The organism is Kitasatospora sp. NPDC088742, assembly GCF_055584905.1.
Window position 1 is genome coordinate 175,794 of the sequence record NZ_JBVJLD010000006.1, and the last position, 17,267, is coordinate 193,060.

23 protein-coding genes and 2 pseudogenes are annotated in these 17,267 nt (G+C 70.1%); 12 read left to right on the forward strand and 13 right to left on the reverse strand.

What is annotated here, in order from left to right:
* The first annotated feature begins 36 nt into the window (after positions 1-36).
* On the forward strand, positions 37-555 hold the full coding sequence (locus tag ACZ6ZR_RS08525; protein ID WP_465640724.1) for an RICIN domain-containing protein: 519 nt from the start codon (positions 37-39) through the stop codon (positions 553-555).
* 34 nt (positions 556-589) lie between these two features.
* Here the strand turns inward: ACZ6ZR_RS08525 and ACZ6ZR_RS08530 are convergent, their stop codons facing one another.
* On the reverse strand, positions 590-1,576 hold the full coding sequence (locus tag ACZ6ZR_RS08530; RefSeq protein ID WP_465640726.1) for a DNA polymerase III subunit beta family protein: 987 nt from the start codon (positions 1,574-1,576) through the stop codon (positions 590-592).
* A gap of 440 nt (positions 1,577-2,016) precedes the next feature.
* Here ACZ6ZR_RS08530 and ACZ6ZR_RS08535 point away from each other — a divergent pair, with 440 nt between their 5' ends.
* Complete coding sequence (locus tag ACZ6ZR_RS08535; RefSeq protein WP_465640728.1) at positions 2,017-2,349, forward strand: hypothetical protein; 333 nt, start codon at positions 2,017-2,019, stop codon at positions 2,347-2,349.
* 109 nt (positions 2,350-2,458) lie between these two features.
* Here ACZ6ZR_RS08535 and ACZ6ZR_RS08540 read toward each other — a convergent pair whose 3' ends face one another.
* A complete protein-coding gene (locus ACZ6ZR_RS08540) occupies positions 2,459-2,650 on the reverse strand; it encodes a hypothetical protein (RefSeq protein WP_465640729.1) in 192 nt (63 codons plus the stop codon).
* Positions 2,651-2,828: 178 nt separating this feature from the next.
* Between ACZ6ZR_RS08540 and ACZ6ZR_RS08545 the strand changes: the two genes are divergently transcribed.
* Together ACZ6ZR_RS08545 and ACZ6ZR_RS08550 are read left to right on the forward strand one after the other, a co-directional pair.
* Positions 2,829-3,065: a hypothetical protein gene (locus tag ACZ6ZR_RS08545; protein ID WP_465640731.1), complete on the forward strand. Its 237-nt coding sequence runs from the start codon at positions 2,829-2,831 to the stop codon at positions 3,063-3,065.
* A gap of 117 nt (positions 3,066-3,182) precedes the next feature.
* A complete protein-coding gene (locus ACZ6ZR_RS08550) occupies positions 3,183-3,860 on the forward strand; it encodes an IMP cyclohydrolase (RefSeq protein ID WP_465640770.1) in 678 nt (225 codons plus the stop codon).
* Between the two features lie 7 nt (positions 3,861-3,867).
* On the opposite strand, the gene ACZ6ZR_RS08555 is transcribed toward ACZ6ZR_RS08550, so the two are convergent.
* Positions 3,868-4,353, reverse strand: coding sequence for a peroxiredoxin (locus tag ACZ6ZR_RS08555; RefSeq protein ID WP_465640733.1), 486 nt, complete (start codon positions 4,351-4,353; stop codon positions 3,868-3,870).
* Positions 4,354-4,488: 135 nt separating this feature from the next.
* Here ACZ6ZR_RS08555 and ACZ6ZR_RS08560 point away from each other — a divergent pair, with 135 nt between their 5' ends.
* Entirely contained in the window at positions 4,489-5,067 is a 579-nt protein-coding gene (locus ACZ6ZR_RS08560; RefSeq protein ID WP_465640734.1) for a Uma2 family endonuclease, read from the forward strand.
* 246 nt (positions 5,068-5,313) lie between these two features.
* Here the strand turns inward: ACZ6ZR_RS08560 and ACZ6ZR_RS08565 are convergent, their stop codons facing one another.
* Positions 5,314-5,646: a YnfA family protein gene (locus ACZ6ZR_RS08565; protein ID WP_465640736.1), complete on the reverse strand. Its 333-nt coding sequence runs from the start codon at positions 5,644-5,646 to the stop codon at positions 5,314-5,316.
* 76 nt (positions 5,647-5,722) lie between these two features.
* Here ACZ6ZR_RS08565 and ACZ6ZR_RS08570 point away from each other — a divergent pair, with 76 nt between their 5' ends.
* Positions 5,723-6,298 (forward strand): GNAT family N-acetyltransferase, encoded by a 576-nt coding sequence (locus ACZ6ZR_RS08570; RefSeq protein WP_465640737.1) that lies wholly within the window; start codon positions 5,723-5,725, stop codon positions 6,296-6,298.
* A 21-nt stretch (positions 6,299-6,319) separates the two neighbouring features.
* Here ACZ6ZR_RS08570 and ACZ6ZR_RS08575 read toward each other — a convergent pair whose 3' ends face one another.
* The 5 genes and pseudogenes from ACZ6ZR_RS08575 to ACZ6ZR_RS08595 form a co-directional block, all read right to left on the reverse strand.
* Positions 6,320-6,496, reverse strand: coding sequence for a hypothetical protein (locus ACZ6ZR_RS08575; RefSeq protein WP_465640738.1), 177 nt, complete (start codon positions 6,494-6,496; stop codon positions 6,320-6,322).
* Positions 6,478-6,912: an RNA polymerase sigma factor gene (locus tag ACZ6ZR_RS08580; protein WP_465640772.1), complete on the reverse strand. Its 435-nt coding sequence runs from the start codon at positions 6,910-6,912 to the stop codon at positions 6,478-6,480. Before ACZ6ZR_RS08580 ends, ACZ6ZR_RS08575 begins: the two co-directional genes overlap by 19 nt.
* 66 nt (positions 6,913-6,978) lie before the next feature.
* Positions 6,979-7,263: pseudogene (locus tag ACZ6ZR_RS08585) on the reverse strand (WhiB family transcriptional regulator); the annotation flags it as partial.
* A complete protein-coding gene (locus ACZ6ZR_RS08590) occupies positions 7,247-7,486 on the reverse strand; it encodes a hypothetical protein (RefSeq protein ID WP_465640739.1) in 240 nt (79 codons plus the stop codon). The pseudogene ACZ6ZR_RS08585 and the gene ACZ6ZR_RS08590, both read right to left, overlap by 17 nt.
* Positions 7,487-7,594: 108 nt before the next feature.
* A complete protein-coding gene (locus tag ACZ6ZR_RS08595; RefSeq protein ID WP_465640741.1) occupies positions 7,595-8,806 on the reverse strand; it encodes a pyridoxal phosphate-dependent aminotransferase in 1,212 nt (403 codons plus the stop codon).
* A gap of 117 nt (positions 8,807-8,923) precedes the next feature.
* Here ACZ6ZR_RS08595 and ACZ6ZR_RS08600 point away from each other — a divergent pair, with 117 nt between their 5' ends.
* From ACZ6ZR_RS08600 to ACZ6ZR_RS08620, 5 genes are all read left to right on the forward strand, one after another.
* The gene (locus ACZ6ZR_RS08600) at positions 8,924-9,295 is read left to right on the forward strand and encodes a winged helix-turn-helix transcriptional regulator (protein ID WP_465640742.1); all 372 of its coding nucleotides are present in this window, start codon (positions 8,924-8,926) and stop codon (positions 9,293-9,295) included.
* Between the two features lie 127 nt (positions 9,296-9,422).
* A complete protein-coding gene (locus ACZ6ZR_RS08605) occupies positions 9,423-10,364 on the forward strand; it encodes a phosphatidylinositol-specific phospholipase C (RefSeq protein WP_465640744.1) in 942 nt (313 codons plus the stop codon).
* A 102-nt stretch (positions 10,365-10,466) separates the two neighbouring features.
* Positions 10,467-11,207 (forward strand): transposase, encoded by a 741-nt coding sequence (locus ACZ6ZR_RS08610; RefSeq protein ID WP_465640745.1) that lies wholly within the window; start codon positions 10,467-10,469, stop codon positions 11,205-11,207.
* A gap of 158 nt (positions 11,208-11,365) precedes the next feature.
* Positions 11,366-12,160, forward strand: a complete 795-nt coding sequence (locus tag ACZ6ZR_RS08615; RefSeq protein WP_465640746.1) for a transposase — start codon at positions 11,366-11,368, stop codon at positions 12,158-12,160.
* A gap of 568 nt (positions 12,161-12,728) precedes the next feature.
* Positions 12,729-13,544 carry a DUF6192 family protein gene (locus tag ACZ6ZR_RS08620; protein WP_465640748.1) on the forward strand — a complete coding sequence of 272 codons (816 nt, stop codon included), beginning with the start codon at positions 12,729-12,731 and terminating at the stop codon, positions 13,542-13,544.
* Here the strand turns inward: ACZ6ZR_RS08620 and ACZ6ZR_RS08625 are convergent.
* The 3 genes from ACZ6ZR_RS08625 to ACZ6ZR_RS08635 all read right to left on the reverse strand — a co-directional run bounded on the left by ACZ6ZR_RS08625 (position 13,526) and on the right by ACZ6ZR_RS08635 (position 15,108).
* On the reverse strand, positions 13,526-14,098 hold the full coding sequence (locus ACZ6ZR_RS08625) for a YrhB domain-containing protein (protein WP_465640756.1): 573 nt from the start codon (positions 14,096-14,098) through the stop codon (positions 13,526-13,528). The two genes, ACZ6ZR_RS08620 and ACZ6ZR_RS08625, sit on opposite strands and share 19 nt — an antisense overlap.
* Before the next feature lie 51 nt (positions 14,099-14,149).
* On the reverse strand, positions 14,150-14,353 hold the full coding sequence (locus ACZ6ZR_RS08630; protein WP_465640757.1) for a hypothetical protein: 204 nt from the start codon (positions 14,351-14,353) through the stop codon (positions 14,150-14,152).
* A 272-nt stretch (positions 14,354-14,625) separates the two neighbouring features.
* Entirely contained in the window at positions 14,626-15,108 is a 483-nt protein-coding gene (locus tag ACZ6ZR_RS08635) for a hypothetical protein (RefSeq protein ID WP_465640759.1), read from the reverse strand.
* 286 nt (positions 15,109-15,394) lie between these two features.
* Between ACZ6ZR_RS08635 and ACZ6ZR_RS08640 the strand changes: the two are divergent.
* Positions 15,395-16,351: pseudogene (locus ACZ6ZR_RS08640) on the forward strand (IS256 family transposase); the annotation flags it as partial.
* A gap of 400 nt (positions 16,352-16,751) precedes the next feature.
* Here the strand turns inward: ACZ6ZR_RS08640 and ACZ6ZR_RS08645 are convergent.
* A partial coding sequence (locus tag ACZ6ZR_RS08645) for a ricin-type beta-trefoil lectin domain protein (RefSeq protein WP_465640760.1) occupies positions 16,752-17,267 on the reverse strand: 516 nt, incomplete at its 5' end.

Consider the following 17,267-nt stretch of genomic DNA (forward strand, 5'->3'; position numbering starts at 1 on the left):
AGGTCCGCCGTGGATCTCCGGCCGAGGGGGTACGTGATGAGGTTCGTTCGAAAGCTGACGGCACTGGCGGCGACCGCCGCGTCCGTCGCCGCTCTGTCCGTCGCGGCCGCGCCGGCCGCGCACGCCGATCAGACCAGGTACCGGATCGCCTTCGGTGGCACTGCCTACTGCCTCGACATCCCGTGGGGCAACGCCTCCTCCGGCGTGCAACTCCAGTCCGAGTACTGCGGGACCGGCAACGTCTCGCAGCAGTGGTACCTGGTGTCCGCGCCCGGCGGCATGATGATCCAGTCCGTGCAGAACCCCGGTCTGTGCCTCAACGACTGGCAGGACCGGCATGCCCAGGGCGACGAGATCCGGCTGTACAAGTGCGACGGCGGCAACCCGTCCAACCGGTGGTCGATCGGCCTGTACGGGAACCAGTTCCGGGCCGCCGACGCGAACAACCAGTCGGTCTGCCTCAACCTGGCCGGCGGCCTCGGCCTGCACTACAAGACGATCGAGTGGGCCTGCGGCGACTACTCCAACGAGAACTTCTCGCTCTGGCCCGTGTGACCGGCCCTTCGAAAGCCCTAGTGCTGGGCCGGTCCTAGCCGGCCACGGGCATCAGCAGGGAGAAGGTGTCCGCGCGGGACGGGAAGCGGATGGCGAGCGGGGAGATCGGGGTGCCGAGTTCGAGGACGAGCTGTTCGGCGGCGCCGGCCGTGACGGCCTGCAGCAGGTAGTCGCGGTTGACCCGGACCTGGAGGCCGTCGGCGGCCAGGATGGCGGTGCCGTCCTCGGCGGCGGGGCCGTTCTCGAGGTGGGTGCGCAGCTCGGCGGCGGCGAACTCCAGCCGCTGGGTGGTCTCGATCCGCAGCAGGCGGCGGTAGTCGGGGAAGTCGAGGTCGAGCCGCTCGCCGGCCAGCACGCTGTCGCCGACCCGGAGGGTCAACGTCAGCCCGTCCAGGGTGAGTTCGGCGCTCTCGGCGCCGGCGAGCAGTGGCCGGGCGGCGTCCGCGAGCGCGGTCGGGACGAGGGCCTGCACGGCCGGGCCGTCGATCTCCGCCGGGGCGGTGGCGACGGCCAGGCGGTACCGGTCGGTGGCGACCAGGCGCAGCAGGCCGGTCTCCGGCTCGGGGTCGAACAGGACGCCGCGGACCACCGGGTTCTCGGGATCGGTGCCGGCCGCGAAGCGGACGGCGTCCAGCGCGGCGGCGAGCGCCGGGGCGGGGACGGTGATGCGGGTGGTCGTGGTGGACATGGGGTGCTCCCTCAGGTCGATCAGGTCTCGGACCGCGGAGAGCTCGCGACGGGCATCGGTCAGGCCGTCCTCCAACTGCCGCAGGTGCCGGCCGATCGCCGCCCGGGCGACCTCCGGATCCCCGGCGAGGACCTGGCCGATCCCGGCCAGCGGCATGCCGACCCGGCGCAGCCGGGCCACCAGCCGGGCGTCGGCCAACTGCTCGGGCGCGTACCAGCGGTAGCCCGTCCGCGGATCCACGCGGTCCGGGACGAACACCCCGGCGCCGTCGTAGAACCGCAGCGCACTCACCCCCAGGCCGCTCGCCCGGGCCAGCTCACCGATGCTCAGCATCCTGCTCTCCACATCCCCGACCCTGACCCCTCGACCAGGTCGAGGGTCAACCGCCGCCCAGCGTAGTGCCGTCGTCCGATCGGATCGTCGTCACGCCTCCGTGCGGTGCCTCCGGCTGCCGTACGGGTGACTGTGCTGCCCCTTCGGGTGTCGGCCGTTCGGCCCACCGGCCGGAGGGCACGTACGCCATGCGCCTCGGCAGCAAGGTGACTTGGTGATGCCGAGGCGGGGGTTGGGCGCCGAGAACGCCTCGGGCTGCCGTGGTGGAGTGTGAACGGACTTCGGGCGCACCGCCTGACCCATCGCTGTTCTCCGGAGACCTTCATGGAGCGCAGTCTCGTACTCATCCCCGCCCTCACCCTCGCGGCCGGCTGCCTGGCGGCCGTCGTCGCGGGCTCGCCCGCCGTCGCGGGCCCCCGCAGGCCAAGCGGACTGTGCCCGTGCAGGACATGGTCGTCGACTTCTCGGCCGAGGGTGCCGACACCGGCTTCGGCGTCGTCGGCATCATCAAGGACGAAAACGGCAAGGTCATCGGCAAGGCCTACAACAACTGCGTGGCCGCCGGCACCGACACCAAGCTGTGCACCGGCATGCTCGCCTTCGACCACGGGGCCCAGATGGTGTTCAGCGTCCTCGTCCCCACCAACATCACCGAGTTCCCCAAGAAGTTCTCGATGGCTCCCACCGGCGGTATCAGGGAATACCGGGGCTTCGTTGGCGAGGGCGTGTTCGAGGCCACCAGCGCATCGGTCTTCGAGCTCAAGTTCGTGTGACCTCAACCCCCTACCTCCGGGGGCCAGGCACTGACCGCCCGTCAGGAACGTCCGGTGGGCCGGTCGGCACGGGGATCCGTGCCGACCGGCCCACCGATGGTGTGACCGCTCAGCCGTTCGGGCCTTCGGCGGGCGGGACCACCGGGAGTGGCCCGGAGCCGCCGGGGATCAGGACGGCGAGGGTGCTCCGTGCCTCGCGGCGCAGGGTACGGCGCCGGGCGAAGGTCGCGGTCAGGGCGAGGATCGAGATCGTGCAGCCGTAGAAGGCGGCGGCAACCGCGGAGAGGAGCCCGATCGACATCGGGCACGCACCTTTCTTCCCCCGTGAGGCCCGCCCGGCTCGGAGCACGGTGGCGCGCGGTGATGCGTATCCCCTCCACCATACGGGTGGAGTCAACTCCCCTGTGGGCATAGGTGGGTGATTCAGGTGGTCAACTCGGGGTGGGCGAAGCGGAGTAGCCCGGGGACGAGGTGGTGTGGTGGTGCGCGGACGGGTGCGGGCTGCGGTGGTGGCCGTGCTGGGTGGTGCGGTGCTGGTGGCCGGGGGAGGGGCGGCGGCCGGGGCGGCGACGGTCACGTGCGACGTGGGGGAGATGAGCGTGCAGGCCGCGAAGCTGCGGGCGCAGGGGCGGGAGGCCGAGGCCCGGGCGGTCGAGCGGCGGATCCGGGCGTGCGAGGACGCGGAGCGGGACAACAGCGGGCCGATCTGGCGCTGAGGGATCGTTGGTGGGGCGCCGGTGAACTGACGGGACGTCGGATGGGAGGGTGGGGACGGCTTCGGGCAGGCCGGGGCAGGTGAGGTGGGGAGGCGAGCCGTGATCGAGCTGAGCGCTGTGTTGGCAGGCAATCCGTATCCGGGGCGTGGGGTGCTCTGCGCGCGGACCCTGGACGGCCGGACCGTGGGTGGGTACTTCCTGACCGGACGGAGCGCCGCCTCCCGTGACCGTGTGCTGCGGGTGCAGGGCAACGAGCTGCTGGTGGGGCCGGCCGGAGCGGCCGGGCACGACCCGTTGCGGCACTACGCGGCGGCTACCCTGACGCCCGACTGGCTGGTGCTCGGCAACGGCGAGCAGGTCGGGGAGGTGGCGGAGCGGCTGCGGGGCGGGGCCGCGGCGACGGCCGCGCTCGGCGGGCTGGAGTACGAGCCGGACCCGCCGATCCGGACCTCGCGGATCACGGCGCTGATCTCCCGGGACGGGGAGCGGGCGGTGTTCGGTGCGGCCCGGCCGAGCCGGGCGGCCGCCGCCGGGGCGGGGCGGCTCACCACCAACGTGATGACCCTCGCGGTGGAGGGGCTGGAGCCGGGGGAGGGCGTGCTGCTCACCACCTACCGTTCGGACGGCCGGGAGGTCGCGGTGGCGGCTCCGTACGACGAGGTGGCCGTGACGGCGAGGGACGGGGCCGAGCTGCTGGAGGGGATCTGGGCGGTGCTGAGCCCGGAGTTCCGGGTGGCGGCCGTGGTGGTGGACCCGGCACAGGGGCCCGGTTCGCTGCTGCGGGTGTCCGCCTGAGCGGGGGTCAGGCGTCGCGGAGTGCGGCCAGCTCGGCGGCGAGGGTGTCGGCGTGCTGGAAGGTCAGGCCGGCCAGGGCGATGTGACGCCAGGTCACGGTGGAGCCGCCGTCGAGAATGAAGACGGAGCGGCGCAGACCGAGGCCGGGGACGGTGATGCCGTAGGCGCGGGCGACGGCCCGGTCCGGGTCGGCGAGGAGGGGGAAGCCGAGGCGGTGCTTGCGGGCGAAGCGCTCGTGGCTGTCCAGGTCCTGCGGGCTGATGCCCCACACCTCGGCGCCGAGGTCGCGGAAGCGGTCGAGGTCGGAGGTGTAGGAGCACAGCTGCTTCGTGCAGACCGGAGTGTCGTCCCCGGGGTAGAAGACCAGCACCAGCGGCCTGCCCTTGGCCTCCTCCAGGCTGTACTCCCGCCGCTCGGCCAGATCCTCCGTCAGGAGGACACCGGGCAGCGAGAACGAGGGCGCCGAGGCTCCGACGGCGGGCGGCTTGGCCATGAGGGTGCCTCCGGTGAAGACGTAGCCGGGGCGTGCGGTTCACGTCCCGGGGCCTTACGGATGAGGTAGTACGGTGGCACTGTACTCGGTCAGTGCCACCTGCCAGAGCACCGTCAGACCGCGAAAGGGGTCCCGATGACCGCCATGGCCACGGATCGGCCGCAGATGCAGGTCGAGGAGTTCGAGCAGATCGCCGTAGGGGCGCCTGAGACGGTGACCCTGGAGTTCGTCGACGGAAAGCTGGGGGTCAAGGCGATGCCCGACGGCGACCACGGAGCGATCATCATGTGGTTGTTGCGGCAGTGCATGCAGCATCTCCCTGAGTGTGACCTGCACACTGAGCAGGGGCTCGCGGTCGAGCAGTACCGTACTGGGCGGGCCCGCCCTGATGGGGTGCTTGCACCGATTGCGCACTTCGCGGGTGAAGGTGAGTGGCCTGACCCGGATGGGGTGCTGATGGTGGTGGAGGTGACCTCGTACGACCATGACACCGATCGCCGGGACCGGATCGAGAAGCCGATCGCTTACGCGCGGACCGGTATCCCGGTCTACCTGTTGATCGACCGTGAGCGCGGTGAGGTGACCGTTCACAGCGAGCCGGAAGGCGGCCGTTACCGGACCACCGTCACCCGGGCCTACGGCAACGAGGTGGAGCTCCCCGAGCCGGTCGGGTTCGTGCTGCCGACGGATAGCTTGAAGACCTACGTGCGCTGAGCGGAGCCGGCCCAGGTCGCGGCGGGGCACCGGGTCACCGGCGTCGACACCGCTGAGGTGCAGATCCGTCGGGCCGGGAGCCGGTGCCGGGCGGGCCGCCATGTACTGGAGTCACGCCGATGCCGTTACGAATCGTGCCTGGCTCGTGCGGGCGGGCTTCGAGATGGCGCACGAGGAGTTCGTCCCCGAGGGCGAAGCCGGCCTCGTCCCTGTTCCGGGCTCGCAGCTCCCGAGGATGACGCCTCGTCAGCGGCGCGGGCCGTACATGATCACGGCGACGCCGGTCAGGCAGACGAGGGCGCCGAGGATGTCGTAGCGGGTGGGGCGGAAGCCGTCGACGGTCATGCCCCAGAGGAGGGAGCCGGCCACGAAGACTCCGCCGTAGGCGGCGAGGACGCGGCCGAAGTTGGCGTCGGGCTGGAGGGCGGCGACGAAGCCGTAGGCGCCGAGGGCGACGATGCCGAGGCCGGCCAGCCACCAGGGGCGGGACTCCCTGACGCTCTGCCAGATCAGCCAGCAGCCGCCGATCTCGGCGACGGCGGCGAGCAGGAAGAGGAGCACGGAGCGCAGAACGGTCATGGCCTGAGCGTATGCGGCCGGTGTGCGGGGGAAATGCGGTTGTGGCCGGGGTGGGGGGATTGGTCGAATCGGGGGCGTGAAGACCCTTCTGGAGACCGAGCGGTTGGTGCTGCGTCAGTTCGGCAGCGAGGACCTGGACGAGCTGGCGGCCCTGCACGGGGACCCCGAGGTGATGCGGTACATCGACACCGGGCGTCCGCAGCCGAGGGAGGTCGTGGCGGGCGAGGTGCTGCCGGCGATCCTCCGGAGGTACCGCGAACTCCCCGAGGGGATGGGGACGTTCGCGGTGGCGGGCAGGGCGGACGGCGCGTTCCTGGGGTGGGTGGCGTTGCAGCCGGCGGACAGCGTCGGGCTGGCGAAGGGCGGTACCGAGCTCGGCTACCGCTTCCGTCCGGCCGCCTGGGGCCGCGGCTACGCGACCGAGGCGGCCCGCACGCTGGTGGGGTACGCGTTCGCGCACACCGGGACGGCCGCCGTGGTGGCCACCACGATGACGGTGAACGCGGGCTCCCGGCGGGTGATGGTGAAGACCGGGCTGCGCCACGTCCGGACCTTCCACGAGGAGTGGCCGGACCCGATCGAGGGCGCGGAGCACGGCGACGTGGAGTACCTGGTCACCCGCCAGGAGTGGGAACGGGTGGCGGCGGGCTGACCGTGCCACCGGTCCGTAATCTCAGGCAACCGCCCTGAGTGGGCGCACGGCCTCGGCGGTGGCCTCGGCCAGGAGGTGTTCGACGTCGGTCCGACGGCCGACGGCTTCGAGGATCTCCTTGACGCCGGCACGCATGAAGGCGTCCATGGCCTCGGTGTAGACGTGGGCGACATCGGTGTTCACGAGGTGCTCGGGCACGGAAGTACTCCTCTTTCGACGATCAGACGAGCCAGGGTGGTTCGGGCGCGGCGGAGGTTCTGGCGAACGCTCGCGGCCGACACCTGAAGGAGCGCGGCGATCTCGCTCGGATTCCGACCGTCGTAGACCAGAGCCATCACGGTGCGCTGCTGATGGGGCAACTCCCGTAGCAGTTCGAGAACTTGCGTGGCCTGCAGGCTCAGGCCGAGGTCTTCGTGGGTGGCGTCGTCGTGCGGCACCGGATCGGCCGTCAGGACGTGCCCCCGGTCCTTGCGGATCAGCCGGACCCACATCCGGTAGGCGACGCTCCGCAGCCACGCGACCGGCGACTGAACCTCGTCCCACTTGCGGATGATCTCCACGAAGGCCATCTGGGCCGCGTCCTGAGCCTCCACCAGGCGGGCTCCGGCGGTCACGAGGAAGCCGACGAGTTTGGTGAACTCCGCCCGGAACAGGGCCTCGTAGGCTCGTTCGGCAGCCGGTCCGATGCTCAGCTCGTACTCGGTACGGGCGGTTTCGAGCAGCCTGCGCCAGGAGGAGACCCTGGGGCGACGTCGAAGGAGCGCACGACGCTCCCGCTCCGTCATCCCTCCCCAGACCCCGAACTCGACCCTGTTGTCCAGTGCGTCGGCCAGGCACTCAGTCCGGACCGGGCAGCCGGAGCACAAGGTCTTGTCACGGTTCTGGGCCGCGCCCTGGACGAACAGTTCGTCGGGGTCGGAGGTGCGGCAGGCAGCCTGCGCCGCCCAGTCATCCACCCAGCCCACGTGGCGTCACCTCCCGAGCCGGGCTGCCGACCTCGATCAGCGTGCCCACCCCCTCGCACTCGACGATGCGGCTGCCGGCGGGAAGTGCCCGGGTCATCGCGACCCGCGACGCGGTACGCGCCTTCTCCAGCTGAACCGGGGTGCGGGACCGCAGCCAGAGAGCTACGACCCCACACAGGTTCGCCGCCAGACTCAGCACTGCGGCCACCTCGAACTCCGTCACTCCCGTGACCTCCTCCACCTCGACGTCATCGCTGTCCGAGGTAGTGACCGGTACCGTGCCCGGGCGTGACGTGCGAACCGAGGAATTCCGATGTGATGTGCGTCACGCCTACTGACGGTAGGTGGTGAGGAAGCGGCCGATCCGGCTGATCGCGGTCTCCAGGTCGTCGGCCCGGGGGAGGGTGACGAAGCGGAAGTGGTCGGGGCGGGGCCAGTTGAAGCCGGTGCCCTGGACGATGTGGATCTTCTCGCGGAGCAGCAGGTCCAGCACGAAGCGCTCGTCGTCGACGATCCGGTGGACCGCCGGGTCGAGCTTGGCGAAGGCGTAGAGGGCGCCCTTGGGCTTGACGCAGCTGACGCCGGGGAGCTCGTTGAGCGCCCGGTGGACCACGTCGCGCTGCTCGGTGAGGCGGCCGTTGGGCAGGGTGAGGTCGTGGATGGACTGGTGTCCGCCGAGCGCGGCCTGGACGGCGTACTGGGCCGGGACGTTGGGGCACAGCCGCATCCCGGCGAGCATGGTGAGCCCCTCCAGGTAGTCCTTGGCGTGCTGCTTGGGGCCGGAGACCACCAGCCAGCCGCTGCGGAAGCCGGCCACCCGGTAGGCCTTGGAGAGGCCGTTGAAGGTGAGGGTGACCACGTCGTCGGAGAGGGCGGCCAGGCAGTGGTGCTCGACGCCGTCGTAGAGGATCTTGTCGTAGATCTCGTCGGCCAGCACCATCAGGCCGTGGCGGCGGGCGAGTTCGAGGATGCCGAGGAGCAGTTCCTTCGGGTAGACCGCGCCGGTCGGGTTGTTCGGGTTGATGACGACGATGGCCTTGGTGCGGTGGGTGATCTTCGAGGCGATGTCGTCGAGGTCGGGGTACCAGTCCGCCTCCTCGTCGCAGAGGTAGTGCACCGCCTTGCCGCCGGCCAGTCGCACCACGGCCGTCCAGAGCGGGAAGTCCGGTGCGGGGACCAGGACTTCGTCACCGTCGTCGACCAGCGCCTGGACCGCCATCTGGATCAGTTCGGAGACGCCGTTGCCGAGGTAGACGTCATTGACCGTCACCCCGGTGACGCCGCGCTGCTGGTAGTACTGCACCACGGCGCGGCGGGCGGGCAGGATGCCGCGCGAGTCGCTGTAGCCGTGGGCGTTGGGCAGGTTGCGGATGATGTCCTGGAGGATCTCCTCCGGTGCCTCGAAGCCGAACGTGGCCGGGTTGCCGGTGTTCAGCCGGAGCACGCTGTGGCCGGCCTCCTCGAGCGCGTTGGCCTGTTCGACCACCGGGCCCCGGATCTCGTAACACACGCCCGCCAGCTTGCTGGACTGCCGAAACTCCACTGCGGTCTCCCGATCGTGGTACCCGTACCCCGTGACGTGCCGTCATCCGTCATCCGGTTGCTTTGTTCTACCAAGTTCCTACTTGGAAAGTCCAACCTTTTGGCTATGCTGATCCACATGTCACGCCGAAGCTACGACCAGTACTGCGCCGTCGCCCGCGCCCTGGACGCGGTGGGAGAGCGCTGGAGCCTCCTGATCGTCCGTGAACTGCTGCGCGGCCCGCGCCGCTACACCGACCTGCACGCCGACCTCCCGGGCGTGTCGACCGACATCCTGGCGGCCCGGCTGAAGCAGCTGGAGGCGGAGGGCCTGGTCGAGCGCCGCAAGCTGGCGCGGCCGGCCAACGCCACCGTCTACGAGCTCACCGAGCGGGGCCTGACCCTGCGCCTGGTGGTGGACGCGCTGGGGGACTGGGGGCTGGACGCGCTGGGCGAGCAGCGGCCGACGGACGCCGTGCGGGAGCACTGGGTGACCGCGGCCCGGTCCTGACGGCGGCTCAACGAGGCGGGGCCGCACCGCGATTGGTGCTGCACGACGGTGGTGCCGGGCCGGGGGTGCGCGCGAGGATGGGCACCGCACGTGTGTGTCCTGTCCACGCCAGAGATCGGAGTGCCGGATGAGCCGTCCCGCCCTGCCCAGCCGTCGTGACGCCCTGAAGTGGGGGGTGGGCGGCGCGGCCGCCGCCCTGGCCGGAGCGGGCCTGGCGTCCCCCGCGAGCGCCGCCGCGCTGTACGCCCCGGACTGGATGGCCCGGCTGGACGGCGGGCTGCCGCTCACCCGGCTCACCATCCCCGGCACGCACGACTCCTGGTGCACCGACCCCGGCAACGGGACCGAGTGGTCGCACACTCAGAACTGGGGCGTGCCACAGCAGTTGGAGAAGGGCATCCGGTTCTTCGACATCCGGCTGAACGGCCTCCAGGGGACCGCCGACGAGCTGGGCGTCTACCACGACCGCTACTACCAGTACCACCGCTTCCAGGACGTGCTGAACGCCTGCCGCGACCACCTCCGGCGGTACCCGGGCGAGGTGCTGGTGATGCGGGTGCGGAACGAGCGGGCGGGCGGACAGGCGCTCGGCGACGAGGAGTTCCGCCGCCGCTTCGACTTCTACCTGGACGCCCCGGCCATGAACTACCGCGGCCTGTTCTGGACCAACCCCTGGTGGCCCCGGGTCGGCGAGGCCCGGGGCCGGATCGTGCTGGTGGCGGACTTCGCGAACTCGTGGTCCGTCATCCAGTGGACGAGCGGGACGAACGGGTTCCTCCGGACCCAGGACACCTGGCAGGGGGTGTCCACCTCGGCCAAGGCCACGCTGGTGGAGCAGTGGTTCGACCAGGCCTACTACCACCAGGACGCGGCCGAGATGTACGTCAACTTCACCAGCTACGCCAACGGCCTCTGGCCCAAGACCCAGGCCGGCTCCATCCTGCCGAGGGTGTTCCGCTACCTGGACGCGCGCAGGACCGAGCGGATCCACCTCGGCATCGTGCCGATGGACTTCCCGGACTTCGACGAGCGGATCGTGAGCCTGCTGATCGACAAGAACTTCGTCTGAGCTTGACTCTGTCGGGGATCTTGGTATTCGGCTGCCTGTGATGGTGATGGTGCGTCAGTCTTGCGGGTGTACGGGGCCCGCGTGACTGGCAAGGAGTGAGAGGTGTCGGTACATCCCCGTCCGGGCGCCGAGGTGCCGGAGCTGACCGCGAGGATGGCGCGTGCCAGCAACCCCGGTGGCACGACGGCGATGTGGGTGCGGGATCGCCTCGACGGCCTGTGGAACGATGAGGACTTCGCCGACTGGTACCCGCGTGATGGGCGTCCCGGGCTCTCATCCGCCCAGCTGGCTACGGTGAGCGTGCTGCAGTTCCTGCTCGGGCTCTCCGACCGCGACGCCGCCGAGGCCGTGCGCTGCCGCATCGACTTCAAGTACTCGCTCGGTCTCGAACTTGACGACCCCGGCTTCCACCACAGCGTGCTCACCGACTTCCGTGACCGCCTGCTGGAGGACGGCCGGGCGGACCGCCTCCTCGATCTCGCCTTGGCCCGGCTGAAGGAGGCCGGACTGGTCCGTGAGCGCACCACCCAGCGCACCGACTCCACCCACGTCTTGGCCGCCGTGCGCGACCTGACCCGCCTGGAGCTGGTCACCGAGGCCGTGCGCGCGGCCCTGGAGGAACTCGCCCGCACCGCCAGCCACGCGCTGGCCGACGTGGTCGAGGCGGACTGGGGCCACCGCTATGGCCGGCCGGTGCGCTTGGGCAAGAACCCCACCCGACCCAAGACCAGGATCAACACCACCGGGGCAGACGCCCGCCGGCTGCTCGAACACCTCGCCCGGAACCATCCCGGTCTGCTGGACGGCCCCCGGACGCCGCCCTGCGGCAGATCCTCGTTCTGAACTACTACTGGGACACCGCCGGCCGCCTACGCTGGCGGGACGATGGCGACGACAGCGGCCTGCCGCCCTCGGCGAAGCGGATCGTCTCGCCCTACGACCCGACAGCCCGATATGCCCGCCGGGGACAGGTCACCCGCTGGACGGGATTCCTCGCGCACGTGACCGAGACCTGCTCCGACGACGGCCCCAATGTGATCACCGACGTGGCCACCACGCCGTCCACCAGCGCCGACACCGAAGTCCTGCCAGGTATCCACGCCCGGCTGGACCAGCGGGAACTGCGGCCCGACCAGCACCTGGTCGACGGCGGCTACGCCTCCCTGCCCCACCTGGAGCAGGCCGAGCGCGAGCACCGGATCACCGTCGTCGGACCATTGCCGGGCAACCCCACCCACCAGCACCGCCGTGGCGAGGGCTTCGCCCGTGACGACTTCCGCATCGACTTCGACCGCCGGGAGGTCACCTGCCCGCTGGGTCAGGTCAGCAGCGGCTGGCACGGCCCCTACCCCACCTCCTCACCGACCGCCGCCCCGCTGATAGTGGCCCGCTTCACCAAGAGCCAGTGCCAGCCATGCCCAGCCCGAACCAAGTGCACCACCGCTCGTGACGCCGGGCGCAACGTCGGCTTCCCGCCACGCGAGCTGCTCGAACTGCAGAGACGCAACCGTGCCGAGCAGCAGGAACCGGCCTGGCACAGACGCTACGCGGTGCGGTCCGGCATTGAGGGCACCATCTGCGAGTTCGCCCACGGCCACGGCATGCGCCACTGCCGATACCGCGGGCAGGCCAAGACCCACCTGCAGCACGTGCTCACCGCCATCGCCGTCAACATCGAACGCCTCAGCCGACAGTCGCCGGGCGGAAACACGCCCCCACGATCACCGACAGCCTTCCAGGGCCACTGCGACCAGCGAGGCATCCGGCGCCTTCGTTCCTGGCGAGCCGTCAACTGACACCGGAGCGAACAAGATCCCCGACAGAGTCAAGATGAGTGGCTGTTTGCGATCCCGGTTTCTGAGTAGCCTGGAGCCCTAACCTGGGTTGGTGTCCGAGGGTGCCGGCCGGGCTGGAGATCGGAAGTGCAGGGGCTGCGACGTACGGCTGAGGCCGGGGTCGCGGCCCAGTGCTGTGTACTGCTCGACGGCGTGTCGTGCCAGGCGGTGGCGGGTGGACGGCCGGCTGCGCAAGCGGGTGGCCGCCGAGATCAGCGGTGCCGGGCGGGTCAAGTGCCCGGAGTGCGACACCTGGTGGGTGGCCGGGGTTGATCGGCGTTCGAACGCCGTCTACTGCTCGCGGCGGTGCGTGATGAGGGTCTGGAGGGCCCGGAAGGATTCGTTCGGTGAACGGTCACAGTGACCATTGAGCGAACGGTTAACTCGGTCGGAAGCGGTTAACTCCGTTCATCTGGACGGGATTTGTTGTGATCACATCACTGGGGGCTCGACTCTGCTGCCGTCAGCGGGCCGGTCCCGTCGCGGCCAACGGCCGCGCCCGGCCTGCGAGTTGGTGGTGAGATTCCACATGGCTCAGGAGATCGAGACGACGGCCGAGAAGGTTGGCAGCGTCACCGGCAGCCGCTACGAGCAGATCGTGGCCGAGCTGCGGAAGGTGGTGGAGGCCCAGACCAGGGGCCAGTTCACCATCGGCGACGGCGCGCTGGAGATCGAGCCGATACGCGAGTACGGCGGCCAGGAGAAGACCGAGGCGCTGTTCACGGTGAAGGAGTCGCTGTTCCGGCTGGCCGAGGACATCGGCCTCTCCTACGACACGGTGCGCAACCTGCGACAGGTCGCCGCGAAGTGGCCCAGGGACCGTCGGCAGGAGGGGGTGTCCTGGACGATCCACCGCATCCTGGGGCAGATCGAGGACGAGCAGGAGCGGTTCGCCGCGATCGCCACCCCGCCGGAGGGCAAGGCCCGGTGGACGCCGGACGAGGCGCGGCGCCGGGTCGGCTGGCAGGTCGTCAAGCCGGTGACCCCGCAGGAGAAGGTCAGCGCGATCCACTCGCTCGCCCAGGACGAGGAGGTCGCCGCGGTGGTGACCGGCGACTTCCTGCGGCGCCCGGAGGTGGTCGCCCAGGTCGCGGAGGAGGAGAAGGTCCGGGCGGTCGAGGAGCTCACCCGCGATGACAAGGTGGCCGCGGCCGTTGCGCCGGACTTCATGCGCCGGCCTGAGGTGGTGGCCCGGGTCGCCCCGGCCGACAAGGTGAAGGTGGTGGAGGAGCTGACCCGGGACGACCGGATCGCGGCCCAGGTGACCACCGGCCTGCTGCGGCGCCCGAGCGTCGCCTTCCGGGCGATGGCGGATGATTATCCGGACTACGAGCTAGCCGTCTGAGGTCCGTCTTCTGGGTTCCGGCCGGGGCGGATCGTCCGAACCGCGTCGAAGGGGTCAATGGGTGTCACAAGCGCCGTGGTCGCAGCAGCGACGAGGTGCTCTGGTGCGGAGCCGACCTGAAGGGCCGTCACGTACCGAATGACGTCGGCATGCGCGAGGCCAGGGACGCGTTGCCGCAGCAGATGCATGGCGATGATCCGGCCCTGCTCTGCCGCAACGCGGCGAACTTCGTCGTGCAGGTCGTCGACGGCCGTGCGGGTGTGCTCCTTGCGGATGCGCTGGCGGTAGTCCGCCTCCCAGGCACCGGTGGCATAGGAGCCTGAGCTGACCATATGGAGACCGCCGTCGATCCGGTCGACCAGGTAGGGAACGTTTCCGACGAGTCGGTGCAGCGGGTCCTTGGTCTGGAGGTAATCCGCGCTCTGGTAGTAGACGATCCAAACCAGCTCGTGTTCCTCCACTGCGGCGACGACCAGCTGCCCCGCGTAGCTGCGGTCCAGGTCTTCCTGGGCTATGCGCCTGGCGTACTCGCGGTCGATCATGCCCTGCAGCATGCCGCTTGCTTCCTCGTCTGACCAGCGATTTTCGCGTCTGGGCCGCTGTGGTCATGAGAGCGGTCCCGCGCCGATGGGCATCCCGAGGTCGGTGACGCCGCGGCCGTCGCCGCGCGCGCGTCGCAGGCTTCGGTCGAGGGCGGCGAGTTTCTCCCGGGCTTTGGTCAGGCTGACCTGGAGGCCTTGGCCTTCGCCAGCCCAGCCGTTCATCTGAGCCTCCGTGATGCGTGCGGTGAGGTTGTGGATGATCTCCACGAGTCGTGGACGCTGGCGGGGGGAGACCTGCAGCATCGGGCATCTGATGCAGGATTATCCGAACTAGCCCAGCTCGGCACTGAGTTCGCCTGCGAGCGGTTCGCCACGGAAAGTAGTCGTGCCGAGTGGGGCGAACGGACTCTCTCGGGCGTGTCGTATGTTGCGCGACCTTGAACATGTGTATGAAGGCGGCGACGGGCCCAATATTGACGAGGCGGCCCCGGCGGCCGTCAGGCCGCCGGGGCCGTCGTGAACACTGGTCGGCTTCACGCTCACAGTGTCGCGGGGCACTCATGCTGATGGGGCGGGGGTCCCACGACGTTGAGGATCGGGTGTTCTCCGTCCGGGATTTCGAAGACGAAGGTGACGCCGGAGGAGGTGGCCTCGATGGCGCATTGGTTGCCGAAGGTGAGGGGTGTGTAAGGCTGCCAGGCGCAACCGACGCGGTCGAGAGAAGCGATCACGTCGGCGTACTTGGGTTGGCCGGGGAACCTCTCCCGGCCGACCAGGCCGGCAGGGAGGCCAATGACATCACGCCAGGTCTGGAGGCAGATCAGAGTGATCTTCTGGCAGCGGCAGACACTGAGTTCAAGGTCGCCGTAAGCGAACAGGCGCGGCCATGACCGCCGCTTCCCGACGACCACTTCCCAGGGCTCACCGAGCGCCGCGGTGACCTGGCCCCAAGCCGCGCCGTTCTCAACCGGCCCAAGGTGTCCCGACCGGGCGAGCTCCGCAAGGACGTCGAGTAGCTCCATGAGGCGGAGCCTGTCATCTGCGGCAATAGGCTGTCCAACGGCTTCGGGCGGGCCCGGATAGTTGCGCGGTCCTGCTATGAGAGCGCGTATGTCCGGACGGGGTCGAGGTGCAGTTCGTAGGGCCCGAAGCAGTCGGCTGCGAGCGTGGCGACCGGAGCTCCGCAGAGCAATGCTCAAGACCTGTGGATCAGCCTCGGGCGGAACGCGGAGGGCGTACCTTCCCGAATGATCCTGTGATGGTCACCGAGTAGGCCCGCGTTGCAGCGCGGGTCGGGAAGGCACGCCAGTGCTCAGCGTAGTGAATGCCGATGGTTCGACGGAGTTCGGCTCCCTGATCGACGAGATCGTCCGCGAGGGCGCCCGGCGCATGCTGGCCGCCGCGCTGGAGGCGGAAGTCAACCAGTACATAGCCGAGTTGGCCGCGGAGAAGGACGAATACGGGCGGCGCCTGGTGGTCCGCAACGGCCACCACCGGCCGCGGTCGGTGGTCACCGCGGCCGGGCCGGTCGAGGTCAGGGCCCCGCGGATCAACGACCGGCGCGTGGACGAGACGACCGGCGAGCGCAAGCGGTTCTCCTCGAAGATCCTGGCGCCGTGGTGCCGCAAGTCACCGAAGATCTCCGAGGTGCTGCCCCTGCTCTACCTGCACGGCCTGTCGTCCGGGGACTTCGTGCCGGCGCTGGAGCAGTTCCTCGGCGGCACCGCCGGCCTGTCGCCGGCCACCGTAGCCCGGCTGACCAAGCAGTGGGGCGACGACCACGCCGCCTTCCAGACCCGGGACCTGTCCGACCGGGACTACGTCTACGTGTGGGCCGACGGCGTGCATCCCAAGGCCCGCCTCGGCCAGGCCCACTCGTGCGTCCTGGTCCTGCTCGGCGTCCGCTTGGACGGCACCAAGGAGCTGATCGCTCTCGCCGAGGGCCTGCGCGAGAGCACCGAGTCGTGGGCCGACCTGCTGCGGGACTGCCGCCGCCGCGGGATGCGCGACCCCGAGCTGGTGATCGGGGACGGCGCCATGGGCCTGTGGCGGGCACTCGCCGAGGTGTTCCCGGCCGCACGGCATCAAAGGTGCTGGGTTCACAAAGCCCGCAACGTCACGAACTGCCTGCCCAAGTCCGCACAGCCCGGCGCGACGAAGGCGATGCAGGAGATCTACAACGCCGAGGACCGTGGCCACGCCGAGCAAGCGATCGAGGCCTTCTCGCGCGCCTACGGCGCCAAATTCCCGAGCGAGTACTTGAAGTCGATGCGGCAGCGCACGGCCTCGGCGGCGTCGCGGTCGGAGAGCCCGAGCAGGAACTGCAGCACGCTCACCGTAGCCAGCTGGGCGGATGAGAGCCCGGGACGCCCATCACGCGGGTACCAGTCGGCGAAGTCCTCATCGCTCCACAGGCCGTCGAGGCGATCCCGCACCCACATCGCCGTCGTGCCACCGGGGTTGCTGGCACGCGCCATCCTCGCGGTCAGCTCCGGCACCTCGGCGCCCGGACGGGGATGTACCGACATCTCTCACTCCTTGCCAGTCACGCGGGCCCCGTACACCCGCAAGACTGACGCACCATCACCATCACCATCACAGGCAGCCGAATACCAAGATCCCCGACAGAGTCAAGCTGAGCCGGAGAGCGGCGGGTGAGGGTGCGTCAGGCGGCGGCGAGGCTGATCTGGTCGTTGAAGACGACCCACCGCTGACCGGGGTCCTTGGCGTCGCACGGCTTGGTGGAGACGTCCGCCTTGTTCCAGGTGTTGGCCAGGCAGTACGCGGGGGCGAAGGTGAGGGCGATCTGCTGGCCCGAGACGGTCCAGTACTGCCCCTGGTCCTTGGGGGCGCAGGGCTTGACCGAGACGTCCTGCGCGTTCCAGGTGTTGGCCAGACAGTAGGCCCGCGCGCCGCTGAGGGAGATCTGCTGGCCGGAGAGCGTCCAGTGCTGGCCCTGGTCCTGGGTGTCGCAGGGCTTGGTGGAGATGTTCGGCGTGCTCCAGGCGTTGGCGAGGCAGTAGAGGCCGGGCGTGCGCTTGGCCGGCTGCGCGGCGTCGGCGGTGCCCGCTCCGGCGGCCGGCAGGAAGGAGGCGGTCAGGGCCAGCGTGGCGACGGCGAGCGTCCTGCGAAGTGCGACAGCCATCAGGCGGTTTCCGTTCTCGCGACCGGCCGCGCGCTC

What these genes read in the sequence shown, in the direction of transcription:
- ACZ6ZR_RS08635 (WP_465640759.1), bottom strand. Translation starts at nt 15,108, where the DNA reads ATGGAGCTACTCGACGTCCTTGCGGAGCTCGCCCGGTCGGGACACCTT.
- ACZ6ZR_RS08525 (WP_465640724.1), top strand. Translation starts at nt 37, where the DNA reads ATGAGGTTCGTTCGAAAGCTGACGGCACTGGCGGCGACCGCCGCGTCC.
- ACZ6ZR_RS08565 (WP_465640736.1), bottom strand. Translation starts at nt 5,646, where the DNA reads ATGACCGTTCTGCGCTCCGTGCTCCTCTTCCTGCTCGCCGCCGTCGCC.
- ACZ6ZR_RS08625 (WP_465640756.1), bottom strand. Translation starts at nt 14,098, where the DNA reads ATGCTGCAGGGCATGATCGACCGCGAGTACGCCAGGCGCATAGCCCAG.
- ACZ6ZR_RS08530 (WP_465640726.1), bottom strand. Translation starts at nt 1,576, where the DNA reads ATGCTGAGCATCGGTGAGCTGGCCCGGGCGAGCGGCCTGGGGGTGAGT.
- ACZ6ZR_RS08540 (WP_465640729.1), bottom strand. Translation starts at nt 2,650, where the DNA reads ATGTCGATCGGGCTCCTCTCCGCGGTTGCCGCCGCCTTCTACGGCTGC.
- ACZ6ZR_RS08555 (WP_465640733.1), bottom strand. Translation starts at nt 4,353, where the DNA reads ATGGCCAAGCCGCCCGCCGTCGGAGCCTCGGCGCCCTCGTTCTCGCTG.
- ACZ6ZR_RS08620 (WP_465640748.1), top strand. Translation starts at nt 12,729, where the DNA reads ATGGCTCAGGAGATCGAGACGACGGCCGAGAAGGTTGGCAGCGTCACC.
- ACZ6ZR_RS08560 (WP_465640734.1), top strand. Translation starts at nt 4,489, where the DNA reads ATGACCGCCATGGCCACGGATCGGCCGCAGATGCAGGTCGAGGAGTTC.
- ACZ6ZR_RS08600 (WP_465640742.1), top strand. Translation starts at nt 8,924, where the DNA reads ATGTCACGCCGAAGCTACGACCAGTACTGCGCCGTCGCCCGCGCCCTG.
- ACZ6ZR_RS08605 (WP_465640744.1), top strand. Translation starts at nt 9,423, where the DNA reads ATGAGCCGTCCCGCCCTGCCCAGCCGTCGTGACGCCCTGAAGTGGGGG.